The organism is Burkholderia sp. MSMB1078WGS (assembly GCF_001528895.1).
Classification (GTDB): Bacteria; Pseudomonadota; Gammaproteobacteria; order Burkholderiales; family Burkholderiaceae; genus Burkholderia.
Map to the genome: position 1 here is coordinate 1 of NZ_LPDI01000061.1, position 15,170 is coordinate 15,170.

General features: G+C 68.3%; 11 protein-coding genes. 7 read left to right on the plus strand and 4 right to left on the minus strand.

Annotation, left to right across the window (positions count from 1 at the left end; translation table 11 throughout):
• From WT24_RS15610 to WT24_RS15625, 4 genes are all read left to right on the plus strand, one after another.
• Positions 1-2,181: Ig-like domain-containing protein (locus tag WT24_RS15610; RefSeq protein ID WP_156441810.1), on the plus strand; the 2,181-nt coding region annotated here is incomplete at its 5' end.
• Positions 2,182-2,324: 143 nt separating this feature from the next.
• Complete coding sequence (locus WT24_RS15615; protein ID WP_156441816.1) at positions 2,325-4,127, plus strand: TolC family protein; 1,803 nt, start codon at positions 2,325-2,327, stop codon at positions 4,125-4,127.
• Entirely contained in the window at positions 4,120-6,321 is a 2,202-nt protein-coding gene (locus WT24_RS15620) for a type I secretion system permease/ATPase (RefSeq protein ID WP_060034612.1), read from the plus strand. Before WT24_RS15615 ends, WT24_RS15620 begins: the two co-directional genes overlap by 8 nt.
• Entirely contained in the window at positions 6,318-7,490 is a 1,173-nt protein-coding gene (locus WT24_RS15625) for an HlyD family efflux transporter periplasmic adaptor subunit (protein ID WP_059502527.1), read from the plus strand. The genes WT24_RS15620 and WT24_RS15625 overlap by 4 nt, the downstream gene beginning before the upstream one ends.
• A gap of 18 nt (positions 7,491-7,508) precedes the next feature.
• Here WT24_RS15625 and WT24_RS15630 read toward each other — a convergent pair whose 3' ends face one another.
• The 4 genes from WT24_RS15630 to WT24_RS15645 form a co-directional block, all read right to left on the minus strand.
• Positions 7,509-8,069 (minus strand): DUF488 family protein, encoded by a 561-nt coding sequence (locus tag WT24_RS15630; RefSeq protein ID WP_059793405.1) that lies wholly within the window; start codon positions 8,067-8,069, stop codon positions 7,509-7,511.
• Positions 8,066-8,293, minus strand: a complete 228-nt coding sequence (locus WT24_RS15635; protein ID WP_059502531.1) for a DUF2945 domain-containing protein — start codon at positions 8,291-8,293, stop codon at positions 8,066-8,068. The genes WT24_RS15630 and WT24_RS15635 overlap by 4 nt, the downstream gene beginning before the upstream one ends.
• 579 nt (positions 8,294-8,872) lie before the next feature.
• The gene (locus tag WT24_RS15640; RefSeq protein WP_060034615.1) at positions 8,873-9,811 is read right to left on the minus strand and encodes an NAD(P)-dependent oxidoreductase; all 939 of its coding nucleotides are present in this window, start codon (positions 9,809-9,811) and stop codon (positions 8,873-8,875) included.
• 167 nt (positions 9,812-9,978) lie between these two features.
• Positions 9,979-11,232 carry a LysR family transcriptional regulator gene (locus tag WT24_RS15645; RefSeq protein WP_060034745.1) on the minus strand — a complete coding sequence of 418 codons (1,254 nt, stop codon included), beginning with the start codon at positions 11,230-11,232 and terminating at the stop codon, positions 9,979-9,981.
• 474 nt (positions 11,233-11,706) lie between these two features.
• Here WT24_RS15645 and WT24_RS15650 point away from each other — a divergent pair, with 474 nt between their 5' ends.
• The 3 genes from WT24_RS15650 (at position 11,707) to WT24_RS15660 (ending at position 15,113) form a co-directional block, all read left to right on the plus strand.
• Complete coding sequence (locus tag WT24_RS15650) at positions 11,707-12,246, plus strand: hypothetical protein (protein WP_060034618.1); 540 nt, start codon at positions 11,707-11,709, stop codon at positions 12,244-12,246.
• 78 nt (positions 12,247-12,324) lie between these two features.
• On the plus strand, positions 12,325-13,629 hold the full coding sequence (locus WT24_RS15655) for a gallate dioxygenase (protein ID WP_060034620.1): 1,305 nt from the start codon (positions 12,325-12,327) through the stop codon (positions 13,627-13,629).
• A gap of 134 nt (positions 13,630-13,763) precedes the next feature.
• Complete coding sequence (locus WT24_RS15660) at positions 13,764-15,113, plus strand: aromatic acid/H+ symport family MFS transporter (protein ID WP_060034748.1); 1,350 nt, start codon at positions 13,764-13,766, stop codon at positions 15,111-15,113.
• Positions 15,114-15,170 lie beyond the last annotated feature (57 nt).

Genomic DNA, 15,170 nt, shown 5'->3' on the forward strand with positions numbered 1-15,170 from the left:
GGTGGTAGTACGGATGACGCAACGCCTACTCTTGCTGGCACGGCGGAAGCGGGCAGCACAGTGAGCGTTTATGACGGCACGACGCTGCTGGGCACGACGACAGCAGACCCGTCGGGAAACTGGACATTCACGCCGACTACTGGTTTGGGAGAGGGCGCACACGCAATCACGGTGACTGCAACGGATACGGCAGGCAACGTGAGTGCGCCGAGTGCGGCATTCAACCTGACAGTCGATACGACGGCGCCTGCACTGCCGACGGTGAACGCGACGGACGGCACATCGCTGTCGGGCACTGCCGAAGCGGGCGCAACGGTCAACATCGACACGAATGGCGACGGCACGCCGGACGCCACTGTGACGGCCGACCCGAGTGGCGCGTGGACATACACGCCATCGACCCCGTTGCCGATCGGCACGGTGATCGGCGTGACCGCCACGGACGCGGCAGGTAACACCGGCCCGTCCGCATCGGTAACGGTTGCAGACCTGACGGCACCGGCCGCGCCGATCATCGCCACCGTCACGGACGACGTCGGTTCGATCGTCGGCCTGCTGACGACCGGTGCAACGACCGACGACACGACCCCGACGCTTGCCGGTACGGCCGAAGCGGGCAGCACGGTGAGCGTCTACGACGGCACGACGCTGCTGGGCACCACGACGGCAGACCCATCCGGAAACTGGACGTTCACGCCGACTACGGGTTTGGGAGAGGGCGCACACGCAATCACGGTGACCGCAACGGACACGGCAGGCAACGTCAGTGCACCGAGCGCGTCGTTCGCGATCACGGTCGATACGACCGCCCCGACCGCGACGGCCACGCTCACGACCCTGACCGACAACACCGGCGTGCCCAACGACTGGATCACCGGCGACACGACCCCGACTCTGGGCGGCACGCTGAACGCGGCGCTCGGCGCGGGCGAGGTCGTCCAGGTCAGCCTCGACGGCGGCGCACACTGGACCAACGCGACCGTCAACGGCACGAACTGGACGTGGTATGCACCGGGCGTGTTGTCCGCGGCCGACTACACGGCGACGGTGCGCGTCGTCGATGCGGCGGGCAACCTCGGCCCGACGACCTCGCAGCTTTTCACGATCGATCCGAATGTCGCACCGGTCGTATCGGCGCAGTCGTCGGGGAACCTGCTCGGGATCATCGGCGCGAATCTGCTCAACCTGATCGATTTCAGCACGCAGCAGGCGTTCGCCGCATCGGACTACAACAACAACCTCGATCACGTGACGCTGCACTACGGCGGATTGATCGGCCTCGGGGCGCTGCAGTTCAACGCGAACCAGGCGCTGGCGAACGAGTTGGGGCTGCACTTCAACGTCGTCAACAACCCCGGGATCCTCGGCTTGATCGGGCCGTCGTCCGACCTGACGATCACGGCGGCCGACGGCGGCACGATCGACAACCTGAAGCTCAACGAGTTTCTCGGTTCGATCACGCTGAACGGCGGGCTGATCAGCATCAGCGCGCTCGACAGCGTGACGATCTCCGCGACCGACAAGACGGGCCTGTCGGCGTCGGCCACGGCCGGTCAGTTGCTGAATGCGAACCTGCTCGGCTCGACGCAGTCGGCGTCGATCATCGAGGGTACGTCGGGCAGCGACACCGTCACCGGCACGTCGGGCAACGACCGCCTGTACGGCTACGGCGGCGACGACGTGCTGAACGGCGGCGACGGCAACGACCTGCTGCGCGGCGGTGCCGGCAACGACACGCTCAACGGCGGCAACGGCAACGACATCCTGATCGGCGGCGCCGGTAACGACACGTTGACGGGCGGCGCCGGCACCGACGTGTTCCTGTGGGAAGTCGTCGGCGCGGACAACACCGGCGGCAACGGCCAGGACGTCATCACCGACTTCCAGCTGGCCAGCGGCGCGAACGATACGAGCGGCGACAAGATCGATCTGTCGAAGCTGCTGGTCGGTTACACGGCCGATGCGGACGGCCCCGCGCACAACGTGGACGGCGTGCCCACGATCGACGCGGGCGACACGATCGGGCAGTTCCTGTCGGTGACGAACGTCGGCGCCGATACGGTGATCAGTATCGACCGCGACGGCGCCGGGACGGCGTTCGGTTCCGAAACCCTCGTCACGCTGAACAACGTGACGACCAACCTGGAGACCCTGCTCGCGAACCAGCAGATCATCGTCTGACCGCAGCGCAACGGGGAGGCCGGCCTGCCTCTCCGACACGGCGAGCCCCGTCGCATCGCGACGCGGGCTTGCCCGACGCATATCCATCCCCGCGGCAAGCGGGGGTTTGCTTTGCCGGACGGCTCGCCGCCGGCGTCCCGATGATGCTCAAGACAACCGCTCGTTCCAGATACACCGTGCGTCGCGCCGTTTGCGCGGCGCGCGCCGTTTTCCATCCAGGCCATGTGTTGTTCGCGATCGCGCTGCTCGACACCGCAGCGGCGGCGTTCGCGTCGTCGTCGCCGCTGCCGAGCGGCCGGCTGACCGATTCGTTCGAGACCGCGGCGCGCGTGCCGGCTGACGCGGTCCACGCGGCCGCGGCGCCGTCAGCGCATTCATCGCCGCCCGCGCCACCCGCTCCTCCCAGGCCGGCCGCTCCGCCAGTGCAGACGGCGATGGCGACGGCGTCGTTCGTGCCGCTGCCTGCCGGCATGCCCGTTGCCGCACCGCGCCGGCACGTGGCGCCGCCGTTGCCGCCCGCGGACCCGGCGCGGCGCATCGTCCTCGCGAACCTGTCCCGCGCGATGGCGCCGATCGATCCGCAAGCGCCGGTTCCGCCGCTGCATGACGGGATGGCGACAGGGGTGACGACGATCACGCCGGACAGACCGGACGCGTTCGATGTCCCCGCTGCCGGCCGCGCCGAGGATGCCGAGGATGCCGCCGGCGACTCGGGCGAAACGCTGCGCATCGCGCTCGATCGTCTGACGCTGCGCGACGCGGTCGGTGTCGCGATCGCGCGCCATCCCGACATCGGCCGCGCCCATGCGGAAGTGGCGCAAAGCGTGTCGGAGGTCGAGGTCGCGAAGGCGGCCTGGTACCCGAAGATCGACTACGGCGTGCGTCCCGGCTATGGCGGCAGCTTCGGCAGCAACGGCAACCGTACCGGCACGCGCGCATCGATCGGCGTGTCGCAGTTGCTGTACGACTTCGGCCGCACGTCGGGCCGGATTTCCGCGGCGGACGCGACGCGCAGCCAGAAGCAGTACCAGCTGGCCGACACGATCGAGACGGTCGCGTACCAGACGGCGTCGACGTTCGTCGAACTGGCCGCCAGCCAGGACGTCGTCGCCGCCGCGCGGCGCCAGGTCGCCGCGCTGAGCGACACGCGCACGAAGATCCTCGATCGCGTGCGGGCCGGACTGTCGGTTTCGTCGGACCGCAACCTGGTCGAGCTGGCGATCCTGCATGCGCAGGCGGAAGTGCTGAAGGCCAACACGCGTTTCGACGTCGCCGCCGCGAAGCTCACCGAACTGATCGGCGCGCGCCCGCGGCGCGTGGCGAATCTCGGCGGCACGGTGGATTTCGTCGGCGATCTCGGGTATGCCGGCGGCGACATCGAGCGAACGCCGTCGGTGCTTGCCGCGGCGGCCGCCGTCGATGCGGCCGATGCGCGCGTGCGGGTCGCGCAGTCGGAGCGCTTCCCGTCGATCGGGATCGGCGCGAGCCGGTCGATATCGAGCGGCCGCCCCAACGCCACCAACGACACGTGGATCGGTTTTGCGGTGAGCGGCAATTACTCGCTGGGCGGCCTGGCGAAACACCAGATCGCGGCCGCCGAAGCCGAGCTGCGCGCGAACCGCGAAAGCCTCGAGAACCGGCGGCTCGTCACGCGCAGCGCGCTCAAGTCGGCGGAGATCGAAGCGTCGGGCGCCGCGGCACGCCTGAACAGCTACGAGAAGGTGACCGCGCTGTCGCGGGCGTCGCGCGACCTGTACTGGCAGGAATACATCCTGAACAAGCGTACGTTGACCGATGTCGTGAATCCGGAGCGCGACATCTTCGAATCGGAAGTCGAGTCGATCAACGCGCTGGCCGACGGCGCGATTGCGCGCATCAAGGCATACGTGGCAGTCGGCAAGTTCGTCGAATTGCTGCGCGAACACGAGGGGAGTCGTCATGAATGATGCGTTTCGCGCCGGCCGCGATGCCGGCGCCGACATCGCGCGCTGGGCCGACCCGCTGATTTTCGCGGCGCGGCATCTCGGCCTGGCCGTTTCGCCGGAGCAGGTGCGCGGTGCGGCATCGTGGGCGAGCGTCGCGGACCCGGACGCGGCCGTCGTCGAAGTCGCCGCGTCCGCGGGCCTGGCCGCGCAGTTCGTCGCATTGCCGCCGGCGCGGCTCACGCCGGCGATGCTGCCGGCGCTCGCCGTGTTCGACGATGCGCATGTCGGTGTGATCGTGTCGGTTGCGGCGGGGCGTGCGGTCGTTCAGTTCGTTTTCGACGGCAAGCCGCTCGAACGCGCGATCGATCTGGACGCGCCGGCGCCGGCGTGGCCGGCCCGCGTACTGATCGTCCACGAGCGGGTCGCGCGGCGTGACGAGCGCGTCGACGGCTACCTGTCCGCCAGACCCGACACCTGGCTGCACGATCTGTTCTCGGCGCAATGGAGGGTGTTGCTCGATCTCGGCGCCGGCTCGCTGTTCGGCAATCTGCTCGCGATCGCGACGTCGCTGTTCGCGATGCAGGTGTGGGACCGCGTGGTTCCGGCGCGGGCGACGCATACGCTGTGGGTGCTGGCGTCGGGCGTGGTGCTCGCGCTCGCGCTGGAACTGCTGCTGCGTACCGCGCGCGTGTCGATTGCCGATCATTTCGGCAAGCAGGCCGACCTCAAGCTGTCCGCGATGTTCTTCGCGCGCGTGCTCGACATCCGCAACGACGCGCGGCCGCGCTCGCCGGGCACGCTGGTCGCCCAGCTTCGCGACCTAGAACAGCTGCGCGAGCTGCTGACGTCGAGCACGATGGGCGTGCTGATCGACATCCCGTTCGTGGTCACGTTCCTGTTCATCATCTGGCTGCTCGGCGGGCCGCTCGCGTTCGTGCCGCTCGCGGCGATCCCGCTGCTGATCCTGCCGGGCGTGCTTGCACAGATCCCGCTGGCGAAGCTGTCGAACCGGGGGCTCGAGGAATCGGCGCTGCGCAACGCGATCCTGATGGAAGCCATCTATCGCGCCGAAGACATCAAGGCGTTGCAGGCGGAGCCGCGATTCCGGCAGCTGTGGGCGCATACGAATCGCGTGAATGCCGATATCGGCTTGCAGCAGCGCCGGCTGGCGGGCCTGCTGGTCAATCTCGCGCAGACGGTGCAGCAGCTTGCCTACGCCGGCGTGCTGGTCGCCGGCGTGTACGGCATCCTGGACTCGAGCCTGTCGTTCGGCGCCGTGCTCGCCTGTTCGATCCTGACGAGCCGCACGATCGCGCCGCTGGGGCAGATTCCCGCCGTGCTGTCGCGCATCCAGAACGTACGGGCGGGCAAGAAGGGGCTCGACAACCTGCTCGCGCTGCCGGTCGACCACGATCCGGCGGTCGATGCGTATCACAAGCCGGCGCTCGTCGGCCGATATCGCTTCGAGCAGGTCGGATACAGCTTCGATCCGCAGGAAAAGCCGGTGCTCAGTATTCCGAATCTGTCGATTGAGCCCGGCGAGCGGGTTGCAATTCTCGGCCGCGTCGGCGCGGGAAAGTCGACGCTGCTGAGACTGTTCGGCGGGCTCGCGACGCCGGTGCAGGGGCGCATCCTGTTCAACGACACGCCGATGCCGCTGATCGACGTCGCCGATGTCCGCCGCGACGTCGGGATGCTGCTGCAGGAATCGAGCCTCTTCTACGGCACGCTGCGAGAGAACCTGCTGATCGCGAATCCGCTCGCCAGCGACGACGCGATGCTTGCCGCGATGAAGGTCGCGTGCGCAGACCAGTTGCTGCTGCGGCAGCCGCACGGCCTCGACATGAAGCTGCGCGAAAGCGGCCTTGGCCTGTCCGGCGGCCAGAAGCAGGCGCTGATGCTGGCCCGCGTGATTCTGCGCTCGCCGAACGTGTTGCTGCTCGACGAGCCGACCGCCTCGCTCGACGAGGCGACCGAGCGGGCGATCGTCGAGCGGCTGCAGCAATGGCTGGGCAATCGCACGTTGATCGTGGCGACCCATCGTTATCCGGTGCTGTCGATCGTCGATCGCATCATCGTGCTCGATGGCGGGCGCGTGGTGCGCGACGGTCCGAAAGACGAGGTGCTGGCCGCGTTGCGCGGCGCCGGCACGCCGGCGCCGGCGGCCGGCGGCTCGCGTCCGGTGGCGGCGCAGATGGCGGGAGAGGCGCGATGAGCGATTTTCCGTGGTCGGCGCACCGCGTGCGCGAAGCGGCACCCGCCCGGCGGATGCTGTGGCTGATCGTCGCCGCGCTGGCGATCTTCCTGGTGTGGTCCGTGTTCGCGAACCTCGACGAAGTCGCGGTCGGCGAAGCCAAGGTCACGCCGGCATCGAAAGGGCAGGTCATCCAGAGTCTCGAAGGCGGCATCCTGCTGGAGCTGGCGGTGCGCGAGGGCGACGTCGTCGACGCGGGCCAGCGGCTCGCGACGCTCGATCCGGTGCTCGCGCGCGCGTCGATGGAGGAAACGCTGGAGCGGATCACCGCATTGCAGGGCCGCGCCGCGCGGCTGTATGCGGAGATGAACGACCTGCCCGGCATCGACTTCCCGGCGGAACTCGCGAACGAGAAGGCCGTGACCGCGCGCGAGCGTCAGCTGTTCGTCGCCAACCGGCGCGCGTTTCGCGAGAACGTCGCCAACCTGCGCGAACAGTTGCGCCTCGCCGAGGACGAGCTCCGGATTGCGTTGCCGCTGCTGAAAACCGGCGCGACCAACGAGGTGGAGGTGCTCCGGCTGCGGCAGAAGGCTGCCGAATTCTCGACGAAGCTCGCGGCGGCGCAGAGCGAGTACTACGTCGCGCTGAAAGCCGACTACTCGAAGACGATGGCCGATCTCGAACCGCTGCTCAAGGTTCGCGAAGGCCGTGCCGATCAATTGCGACGAACCGTGATTCGCGCGCCGGCGCGCGGCATCGTGAAGGACATCCGCGTGTCGACGGTCGGCGGCGTGATTCCGCCGGGCGGCATGCTGATGGAAATCGTGCCGCTCGACGATCAGTTGCTGATCGAGGCGCGCCTCAGCCCTCGCGACATCGCGTTCGTTCATCCGGGGCAGGACGCGACCGTGAAGATCACGGCGTTCGAATCGTCGATCTACGGCTCGCTGCCGGCGAAGGTCGAGCGGATTTCGCCCGACACGATCGAAGACCAGGTCGACCGGCGCGTGTATTACTACCGCGTCTACGTGCTCACGCAGCATGCGTATCTGGAAACCCGCGACGGCAAGCGGCATCCGATCCTGCCGGGCATGGTCGCGACCGCCGAGATCCGCACCGGGCGCCGCACCGTGTTCGACTACCTTGTCAAGCCGCTGAACCGGGCCGCCGAGGCATTGCGCGAACGCTAGTGCGCCGGCGCGGCACGATCATGCGTGCGGCGCCGAATCGCCGCGTTCGGCATCCGGATAGACGATCGTGCCGTCGTCCCGGATCACGGCGCCGGCCGTGAGCCGCGCGGGTTCCACGCGGTTGCGGCCCATGATGTGCAGCACCGTTTCGCCGCGCGCGATCAGGTAGTCGGACACGATTCGCCGATGGCAGCGCCACCACACGGCTTCCGAGCACATGATCGCGCAGCGCTGCGCGTGCCCCCGTGCGATCAACCGGTCGAGGCCCGCTCGAAACTCCGGCGACAGCGCGTAATCCGCGTAGCGGTGAAAGCTGCGGTTCGTCCAGAAATCGTTGACGTCGTCGGGCACGCCGCGCGACTTGCCGCGCAGGCCGCCGAGTTCGGCTATGTGTTCGTACGCGATGTCGGCGGCGGCGAGTGCGTCTGGCAGCGTCGCTTCGTTGAATTGCGGATGAGTGCGCGAGCGGGGCATCTTGCGGATATCCGCGAGCAGCGCGATCTCGACCGCGTCGAGCAGGTCGACGAATTCGTCGAGCGTGCGGTTCGAATGGCCGATCGTGTAGAACGGGAGCGTCATGCGTCGTCCCTGCCGGCGATGCGTTCGAGCACGCGGCCGCGATGCGCGGCGACGTGGTCGGTGCGGTCGCTCTTGATCTCGTACTGCGGATCGTCGGGCGACGCGCGATGGCGATGGCCCTTGTAGTCGAAGTCGGCGGTGTGGATCGCGACGATCGTGCCGGTCACGTAGCCGGCCTCGGAATTCCAGCGGACGTGGTCGCCCAGTCTGAATGGGGTGGTCATGCCGGGGTGCCTCCTTGTGTCGATGCGTGGCGGGCCGGCCTTCGCGACCGGGGCGGTGCGCGCCGGGAAGCCGCGGGCAAGAGCGCGCATGGATTCATTATCGGCCCGCACGCGGCGAAAGACGCGGACGTCGGCGGCGCCGTGCCGCGTGCGCAATCGGCGTGCCTTTCATTTTGCTGAAGGCCGACGAACCGGAATTGCTCTCCTCTTTTGGAATGCTTGGGAAGGCCGGTGTATCAAGCTTCGCTGGTGCGACGCAACTCATCGGAGTGCATGTGGACTTCCAAAACTTCCAAACAAACGATTGGAAAAGTCGATGCGTGAACTGGAGTTGCGCGATTTCTGCGACGCAGGCGAATGTGTTTGGACTGGAACCGGATTGTGTTGCGTGAGGACATGTATCGGACGAGGACGCCGGCAATTGCATTCTCCGACGCAGCCCGCTGCGGGTCGCGCACTCCTGGTTTCAGGCACGGATCGCACTGCTCACCGGTCTCCATGGGCCAGGGGTGGTCGCAACGCTGGCCTCGTTGGCGTGCCCCGGCGCGTTGAACCCGAGCGATGCGGCGCTGCCGCCGCTTAGTCATCGCGACCGGCGCCGTACGTAGGCGGTGTCGGCGCCGACACCGGCCGATTACCCAGCCGGTCGAGCACCGCCGTCCAGTCGAACGGCAGCAGCGCGTGGTAGTCGAGCCCGTGGGCGGCCATCCTGTCGATGAATCCGTCCTGCACGCGAGCGCATGCTTCGCTCATCTCCGGCGCAACGCCGCCTTCGCGCAGCGTGTCGCACACTTCGCGCATCTCGGCCGCGCGCCGGCGGCCATGCTCGGCGACGCGGCCGATCAGGTAGCCGGGCAGATCGGGCCGCGTCGCGAACGTGTCGAAGGTCTGCCGCAGCGACGCGAGCACCAGAGCGTCCGCACCATACGCGCGGGCCGCGCTCAGGCATTCGACGGTGAGCGCCTCGATCCCCTTGATCATCACGCTGCGGCACATTTTCGCGGCCGACGCGGCGCCGACGCGTGTCGACACGGCCCGTGCAGCGAAGCCCAGCGTGGTCAGCTCGCGTGCGACCGCATCGGCCGACGGACCGGCCAGCAGCATCGGCACTGCGAGGCCGTGCGGCGGCACGGGCGCCATCACCGCCGCTTCGACATAACGGCCGCCGGCGGCTTCGATCAACTGCTGGCCGTGCTGCTTCCGCGCCGGCGATACCGAGTTGATGTCGATGAACGTCTGGTCCGCCCGGATGTGCGCGGCGACCACGGCGGCGACTTCCGCGTCGGACGACGCCGTCACGGCCGACACGATCCAGTGCGCGTCGCGGATCGCGGCGGCAACCGTCGACGCGGCTTCGACATGCACGCGCGTAGCCTTGTCGCGCATCGCGCTCGCCGTCCTTGCATCGTCGAGTTGCCGGTCGTACATCGTCACGCGGACGTTGCGCGCGGCGAGTGCGCCGCCGAGCAGGCTGCCCGCTTCGCCGAAGCCGATGAACGCTATCGTCGGGTCGATCATGCGTGTCGCTCCTGATGAAGGTGATGCGCGGGCTGGCCGTCCGGTATCGCGACGCGTGACGGCAGCGTCGCGCTTCGGCCGGCAGCCGCAGCGTATATCGATCGAATTGTGCGGCAACGCATGGGGCGGGCGCGATGCGAATCCGGCGCGGCAGCCATGCGCTTTCGTTATCGCGCAGCGGCTGTAGCGTGCGGCGCGCGCGCGACTTCGGTCGCGACCACACGGATCGCATCGATCAACGCGCGTGCCGCCGGCGACGGTGGGCTGCCGGTGCGTGTCATCAGTCCAATGTCGCGGGCCGTTTCGCGCATCGGCACATCGAGCACGGCCAGCAACCCCGCGTCGCATTCGTAGCGCAGTTGCTGCGCGGACAGCACCGCGAGCATGTCGCTATGCAGCAGCAGGCCGCGAATCACCGCGAGGTCGGCACTTTCGACCGTCGGCATCGGCGGCTTGAGTTTCATGCGCCGGAACAGCGATTCGAACAGCCCGCGCGCGGGCGAGTGGCTGCGCGGCAGGATCCATTGCGCGCCGGCGAGGCTCGCGAGCCCGAGGTTCCGGACGCCGGCGAGCGGATGATCGTGCCGCGCGAGCACGACGAGGTTCTCGGACATCAGCCGCTCGTTTTCGAGGTCGCTCGCCGGATCGCTCGGGCGCAACGCACCGAGGATGAAGTCGACGTCGCCCGCGCGCACGCCGGCCACGAGCGCCTCGTAGGCGCTTTCGTCGGTGATCACGCGCACCTTCGGAAAGCGCGTGACGACGCGCGCGACCGCTTCGGGCAGTATCAGCGTGCGGCCGAGCGGCAGCGCACCGACGGTCACGATGCCCTGGATGCTGCCGTGCAGCGCGGCGACGTCGTCCGCGACGTGCCGCAGTTCGTTCAGCGCGCGCCGCACGTGCAGCAGGAACGTCTCGCCGTCGGCCGTCAGAAGCAGGCCGCGCGGATGTCGATGGAACAGCGCGAAACCCGCGCCGCTCTCGAGAATCCTGATCGCGCTGCTGACGGCCGGCTGCGTGACGCCGAGCGCACGCGCGGCGCTCGGCATGTGCCGGTGCCGCGCGAGCGTCGAGAACAGCTGGAGCCGCCGCGTGTTGAGCAGATACGCGGGCAGGCCGCTGTCGGCTGACGCGCGGCGGCGCGACTGGCGCAGCGCACACCAGTTCGCGAGCGCGCCGAGTTCCGCGATCACGCGTTCGCCGCGCTTGAGCACAGCACGACCGACCGGCGTTGCGAGCATGCCGGACGGCTTGCGATCGAACAACGCAGCGCCGACGGCCGCTTCGAGTTCCTGCACCGCGCGCGTGACGGCCGACTGCGCGCGAAACAGCGTCGCGGCGGCGCGGCTCACGCTGCCCGTCTCGGCAACGCGCCGCACTGCGTACAGGCAGGCGAGGTTCGGAAGTTCGGTGTTGTCCATGGGCATTCGGGCAGTGTGCGTCGCCGGCGGCGGCACGCGCGACATGCGTGCAGCCGTACGGCCCGCGCCGGCGATGCAGCGGGTTGAACGACTTTACCGGAACGGTGGCCGCGCAGCTTGCGTCGTGCTTGTCGAGCCATCTGTTTTATTTATCGGCGGCGAATCGCCGGGCGACCGGTTGCGGCGCGTGCGCCGCCGAACGCCGACGCGCGCGCGCCATATCCGGCGGGCTTCCGGGCCATCGGAGGCGCGGTTCGCGTGCCGGTTGAAAGCTTGCCGGATAGGCGGTTTCTCCCAAATATAAGGGTTTTCCCGGGCTGTGTTGCAGCGCCTGCGGCTGAGTAATTTCAATCCCGGGCGCCGCAAGCACGCGGTTGCCGGCACATCGGACCGCCATCTGATTCATTGTTCGTCCGATCACGAAAAGGGGCTGGCGTGCGACGCGGCCCCTGCAACTACGAGCGAGGCAGCGTAATGGGACGACAGCACATCATTGGAGCCGGCGCATTGGCGAGCGCATCGGCGCGCAGCGCGCGGCTGTCGGACACGATCCGCGCGGGCATTCGCGGCGGCTTCGCTGGCGCGGTGCTGATCTGGGTTTACGAGGCGCTCGTGTGGGTCGGCGCGCAGCACCTGATGCCGCTCGCCGGCATCCCGCGCAACGCGACGGGGCTCGTGTTCGGCAAGGCCGCACAGGATGCGCTCGGCATCGGCGCATACTTCATCGGCACGGCGATCCATTTCGTGTTCGCGCTGTCGTGGGGCATCGTGTTCGCGGCGATCTGGCCGTGGTTCCGGCGGCGCGGCTTCGAGGCGACGTTCGTCGCGCTGTTCTTCGCGATCGTCGCATGGATCGTGATGCACGCGCTGATCATGATCGCGTCGAGCAATCATCCGAACTATTTCGACCCGAACGTGATCATCGGCGGGTTCATGTCGCATTTCGTATTCGCCGTTCCGCTCGCGCTGGTCGTCAAGCGCAGCCTTGCGCCGCAGCCGCACGGGCGCGCGTAGCGAGCGAACGCGCACGCATTCAATCGGCAACGGCCGGCACGGCCGGACCGCATCAGAGCACCACGAAGGAGCATTGGCATGGCACGGATTATCGGAGGCATCGCGGCCTCCCACACGCCCACGATCGGGTTCGCGTTCGACAAGAACAAGCGCGACGATCCGGTCTGGGCGCCGATCTTCGAAAACTTCGCGCCGCTGGCCGCGTGGCTCGCCGACAAGCGTCCCGACGTGCTGCTGTTCATCTACAACGACCACGTGACGTCGTTCTTCTTCGATCACTACTCGGCGTTCTCGCTCGGCGTCGGGCCGCAGTGGCATCCGGCGGACGAAGGCGGCGGCGCGCGCGACCTGCCGCCGATCGCCGGCCATCCTGCACTCGCCGCGCATATCGGCCAGTCGCTGATGGCCGACGAGTTCGACATGTCGTTCTTCCAGAACAAGCCGCTCGACCATGGCTGCTTTTCGCCGCTGTCGGTGCTGTGTCCGCACCGCCCCGACTGGCCGGCGCAACTCGTGCCGCTGCAGATGGGCGTGCTGCAGTTGCCGGTGCCGTCCGCGCGCCGCTTCTACCGGCTCGGCCAGGCGCTGCGCCGCGCGATCGAAAGCTTTCCGGAAGACCTGCGCGTCGCGATCGTCGCGACCGGAGGACTGTCGCATCAGGTGCACGGCGAGCGTTCGGGCTTCAACAATCCCGAATGGGACGCGCGTTTCCTCGATCTGCTCGAGCGCGACCCCGAGCGCCTGGCTGGCATGCCGCTCGGCGAATACGCGGCGCTCGGCGGCTTCGAAGGCGCCGAGGTCGTGATGTGGCTCACGATGCGCGGCGCGTTGCCGGCGGGCGTCGTGTGCCGGCACCGCGGCTACTACCTGCCGTCGATGACGGGGATCGCGACGGCCGTCTACGAGCCGGCGGACACCGACGTCGACGAGGCGGCGGCCGAGCGTCACCGGCAGCGGATCGCGGCCGAACTCGCCGGCGTCGAACAACTGTCCGGCACGTATCCGTTCACGATCGAGCGGGCCGTGCGTGCGTACCGGATCAACGACTATCTGCACCGGATGATCGAGCCCGCGCATCGCGCGCAGTTCGTGAGCGACCCAGAAGCGAGCTTTGCCGCGGCGGGCCTCAGCACGGAGGAGCGCGACCTGATCCGCCGGCGCGACTGGCTCGGCCTGCTGCGCTACGGCGTGATCTTCTTCCTGCTCGAAAAGCTCGGCGCGGTGACGGGCGTATCGAACCTGCATATCTACGCGGCGATGCGTGGCGAATCGCTGGAGGATTTCCAGCGCACGCGCAACGCGCCGGGCGCGCTGTACTCGGTGGCCGGCAAGAGCGCCGGGCCGCTCGGCTGGGACGGCGCGGACGTGCCGGGCAACACGTAACGCAGGACGAAGGCGCGCGCGGGATCGCGGCGCCTGCGGGGCCGGAAGGCCGACACGCCGGAAGCGTGCCAAACCAAATAAATAGGATGACGAATCAATAGATCGATCGTCGCCAAGGAGACAGGAGAGTCATGATGGCAAGTGGAAAGACAATCGACATCAAGTCGTTCATCGACGAGCGGCCGGTGTCGCGTTACCAGTGGCTGCTGGTCGTGCTGTGCTGCCTCGTCGTGATCGCCGACGGGATGGACGTCGCGATCATGGGGTTCGTCGCGCCGTCGGTGATTCGCGACTGGGCGATCTCGCGGCCGGAGTTCGGCCTCGTGATGAGCGCGGCGCCGATCGGACTCGTGATCGGCGCGCTGCTGGCCGGCCCGAGCGCCGACCGGTTCGGGCGCAAGCGCGTGCTGATCGCGTCGGTCTTCCTGTTCGGCGTGTTCACGATCTTGACCGCGCACGCGCACTCGCCGTTCGAGATGGCGATGCTGCGGCTGCTGACCGGCATCGGTCTGGGCGCGGCGATGCCGAACACGACGACGCTGTTGTCGGAGTACGCCCCGCAGCGGATGCGCGCGCTGATGATCACCGTGATGTTTACCGGCTTCAACCTCGGCTCGGCGCTGATCGGTTTCGTCGCCGGCTGGCTGATTCCGCTGCACGGCTGGCGCTCCGTGCTGCTGTTCGGCGGCGCGCTGCCGCTGCTGCTGATTCCGCTTCAGCTTTGGCTGCTGCCCGAATCGGCGCGGCTGCTGGCCGTGCGCGGCGCGCCGTCGCAGCGCATCGGCGCGCTGCTGAACCGGGTGTGCGGCGGTCGATTCAGCGGCAACGAGACGTTCGTGTCGAACGAGCCGCCACTGCCGACGCGCAAGCCGATCGGCGTGCTGTTCTCGCAAGGCTATGGTCGCGTGACGTTGTCGTTGTGGATCACCTATTTCATGGGTCTGCTGGTGATCTACCTGCTGACCGGCTGGCTGCCCACGCTGATCAAGGACGCGGGCCTGTCCGTCAGCACGGCCGCGAACGTGACGGCAATGTTCCAGATTGGCGGCACGATCGGCGCGATCGGTGTGGGCTGGCTGATGGATCGCGTACGGCCGGCGCCGGTGATCGGTATCGCGTATCTCGGCGGCGGGCTGTGCGTGGCCTTGCTCGCATGGGCCGGTGCGTTGTCGTCGTCTCTCGCGCTGCTGGTGTTCGCGGCCGGCTTCTGCATGAGCGGCGCGCAGACCGGGCTGAACGCGTACGCGCCCGGTCGCTATCCGACGGTTGCACGCGCAACTGGCGTGAGCTGGATGCTCGGAATGGGCCGCTTCGGCAGCATCTTCGGCTCGGCGATCGGCGGCGCGCTGCTCGGGTTCGGCTGGAAGTTCGACGCGATCCTGTCGATGCTCGCGGTGCCGGCCGTGCTGGCAGCGATCGCGATCGTGACGACGCAGCGTGAGGCCGTGCGCGAACCGCAGGAACTCGAAACCCCGGCGCACTGACGCACGTCGCACACCGCCGTCCGGCGCGGTCGTCGGCAGGGTGCCGGACACCTCATC

Coding starts and splice junctions, on each gene's coding strand:
- WT24_RS15630 (WP_059793405.1), bottom strand. CDS start 8,069: ATGACGCTCCCGTTCTACACGATCGGCCATTCGAACCGCACGCTCGAC.
- WT24_RS15650 (WP_060034618.1), top strand. CDS start 11,707: ATGGGACGACAGCACATCATTGGAGCCGGCGCATTGGCGAGCGCATCG.
- WT24_RS15655 (WP_060034620.1), top strand. CDS start 12,325: ATGGCACGGATTATCGGAGGCATCGCGGCCTCCCACACGCCCACGATC.
- WT24_RS15625 (WP_059502527.1), top strand. CDS start 6,318: ATGAGCGATTTTCCGTGGTCGGCGCACCGCGTGCGCGAAGCGGCACCC.
- WT24_RS15645 (WP_060034745.1), bottom strand. CDS start 11,232: ATGGACAACACCGAACTTCCGAACCTCGCCTGCCTGTACGCAGTGCGG.
- WT24_RS15660 (WP_060034748.1), top strand. CDS start 13,764: ATGGCAAGTGGAAAGACAATCGACATCAAGTCGTTCATCGACGAGCGG.
- WT24_RS15620 (WP_060034612.1), top strand. CDS start 4,120: ATGAATGATGCGTTTCGCGCCGGCCGCGATGCCGGCGCCGACATCGCG.
- WT24_RS15640 (WP_060034615.1), bottom strand. CDS start 9,811: ATGATCGACCCGACGATAGCGTTCATCGGCTTCGGCGAAGCGGGCAGC.
- WT24_RS15615 (WP_156441816.1), top strand. CDS start 2,325: ATGCTCAAGACAACCGCTCGTTCCAGATACACCGTGCGTCGCGCCGTT.
- WT24_RS15635 (WP_059502531.1), bottom strand. CDS start 8,293: ATGACCACCCCATTCAGACTGGGCGACCACGTCCGCTGGAATTCCGAG.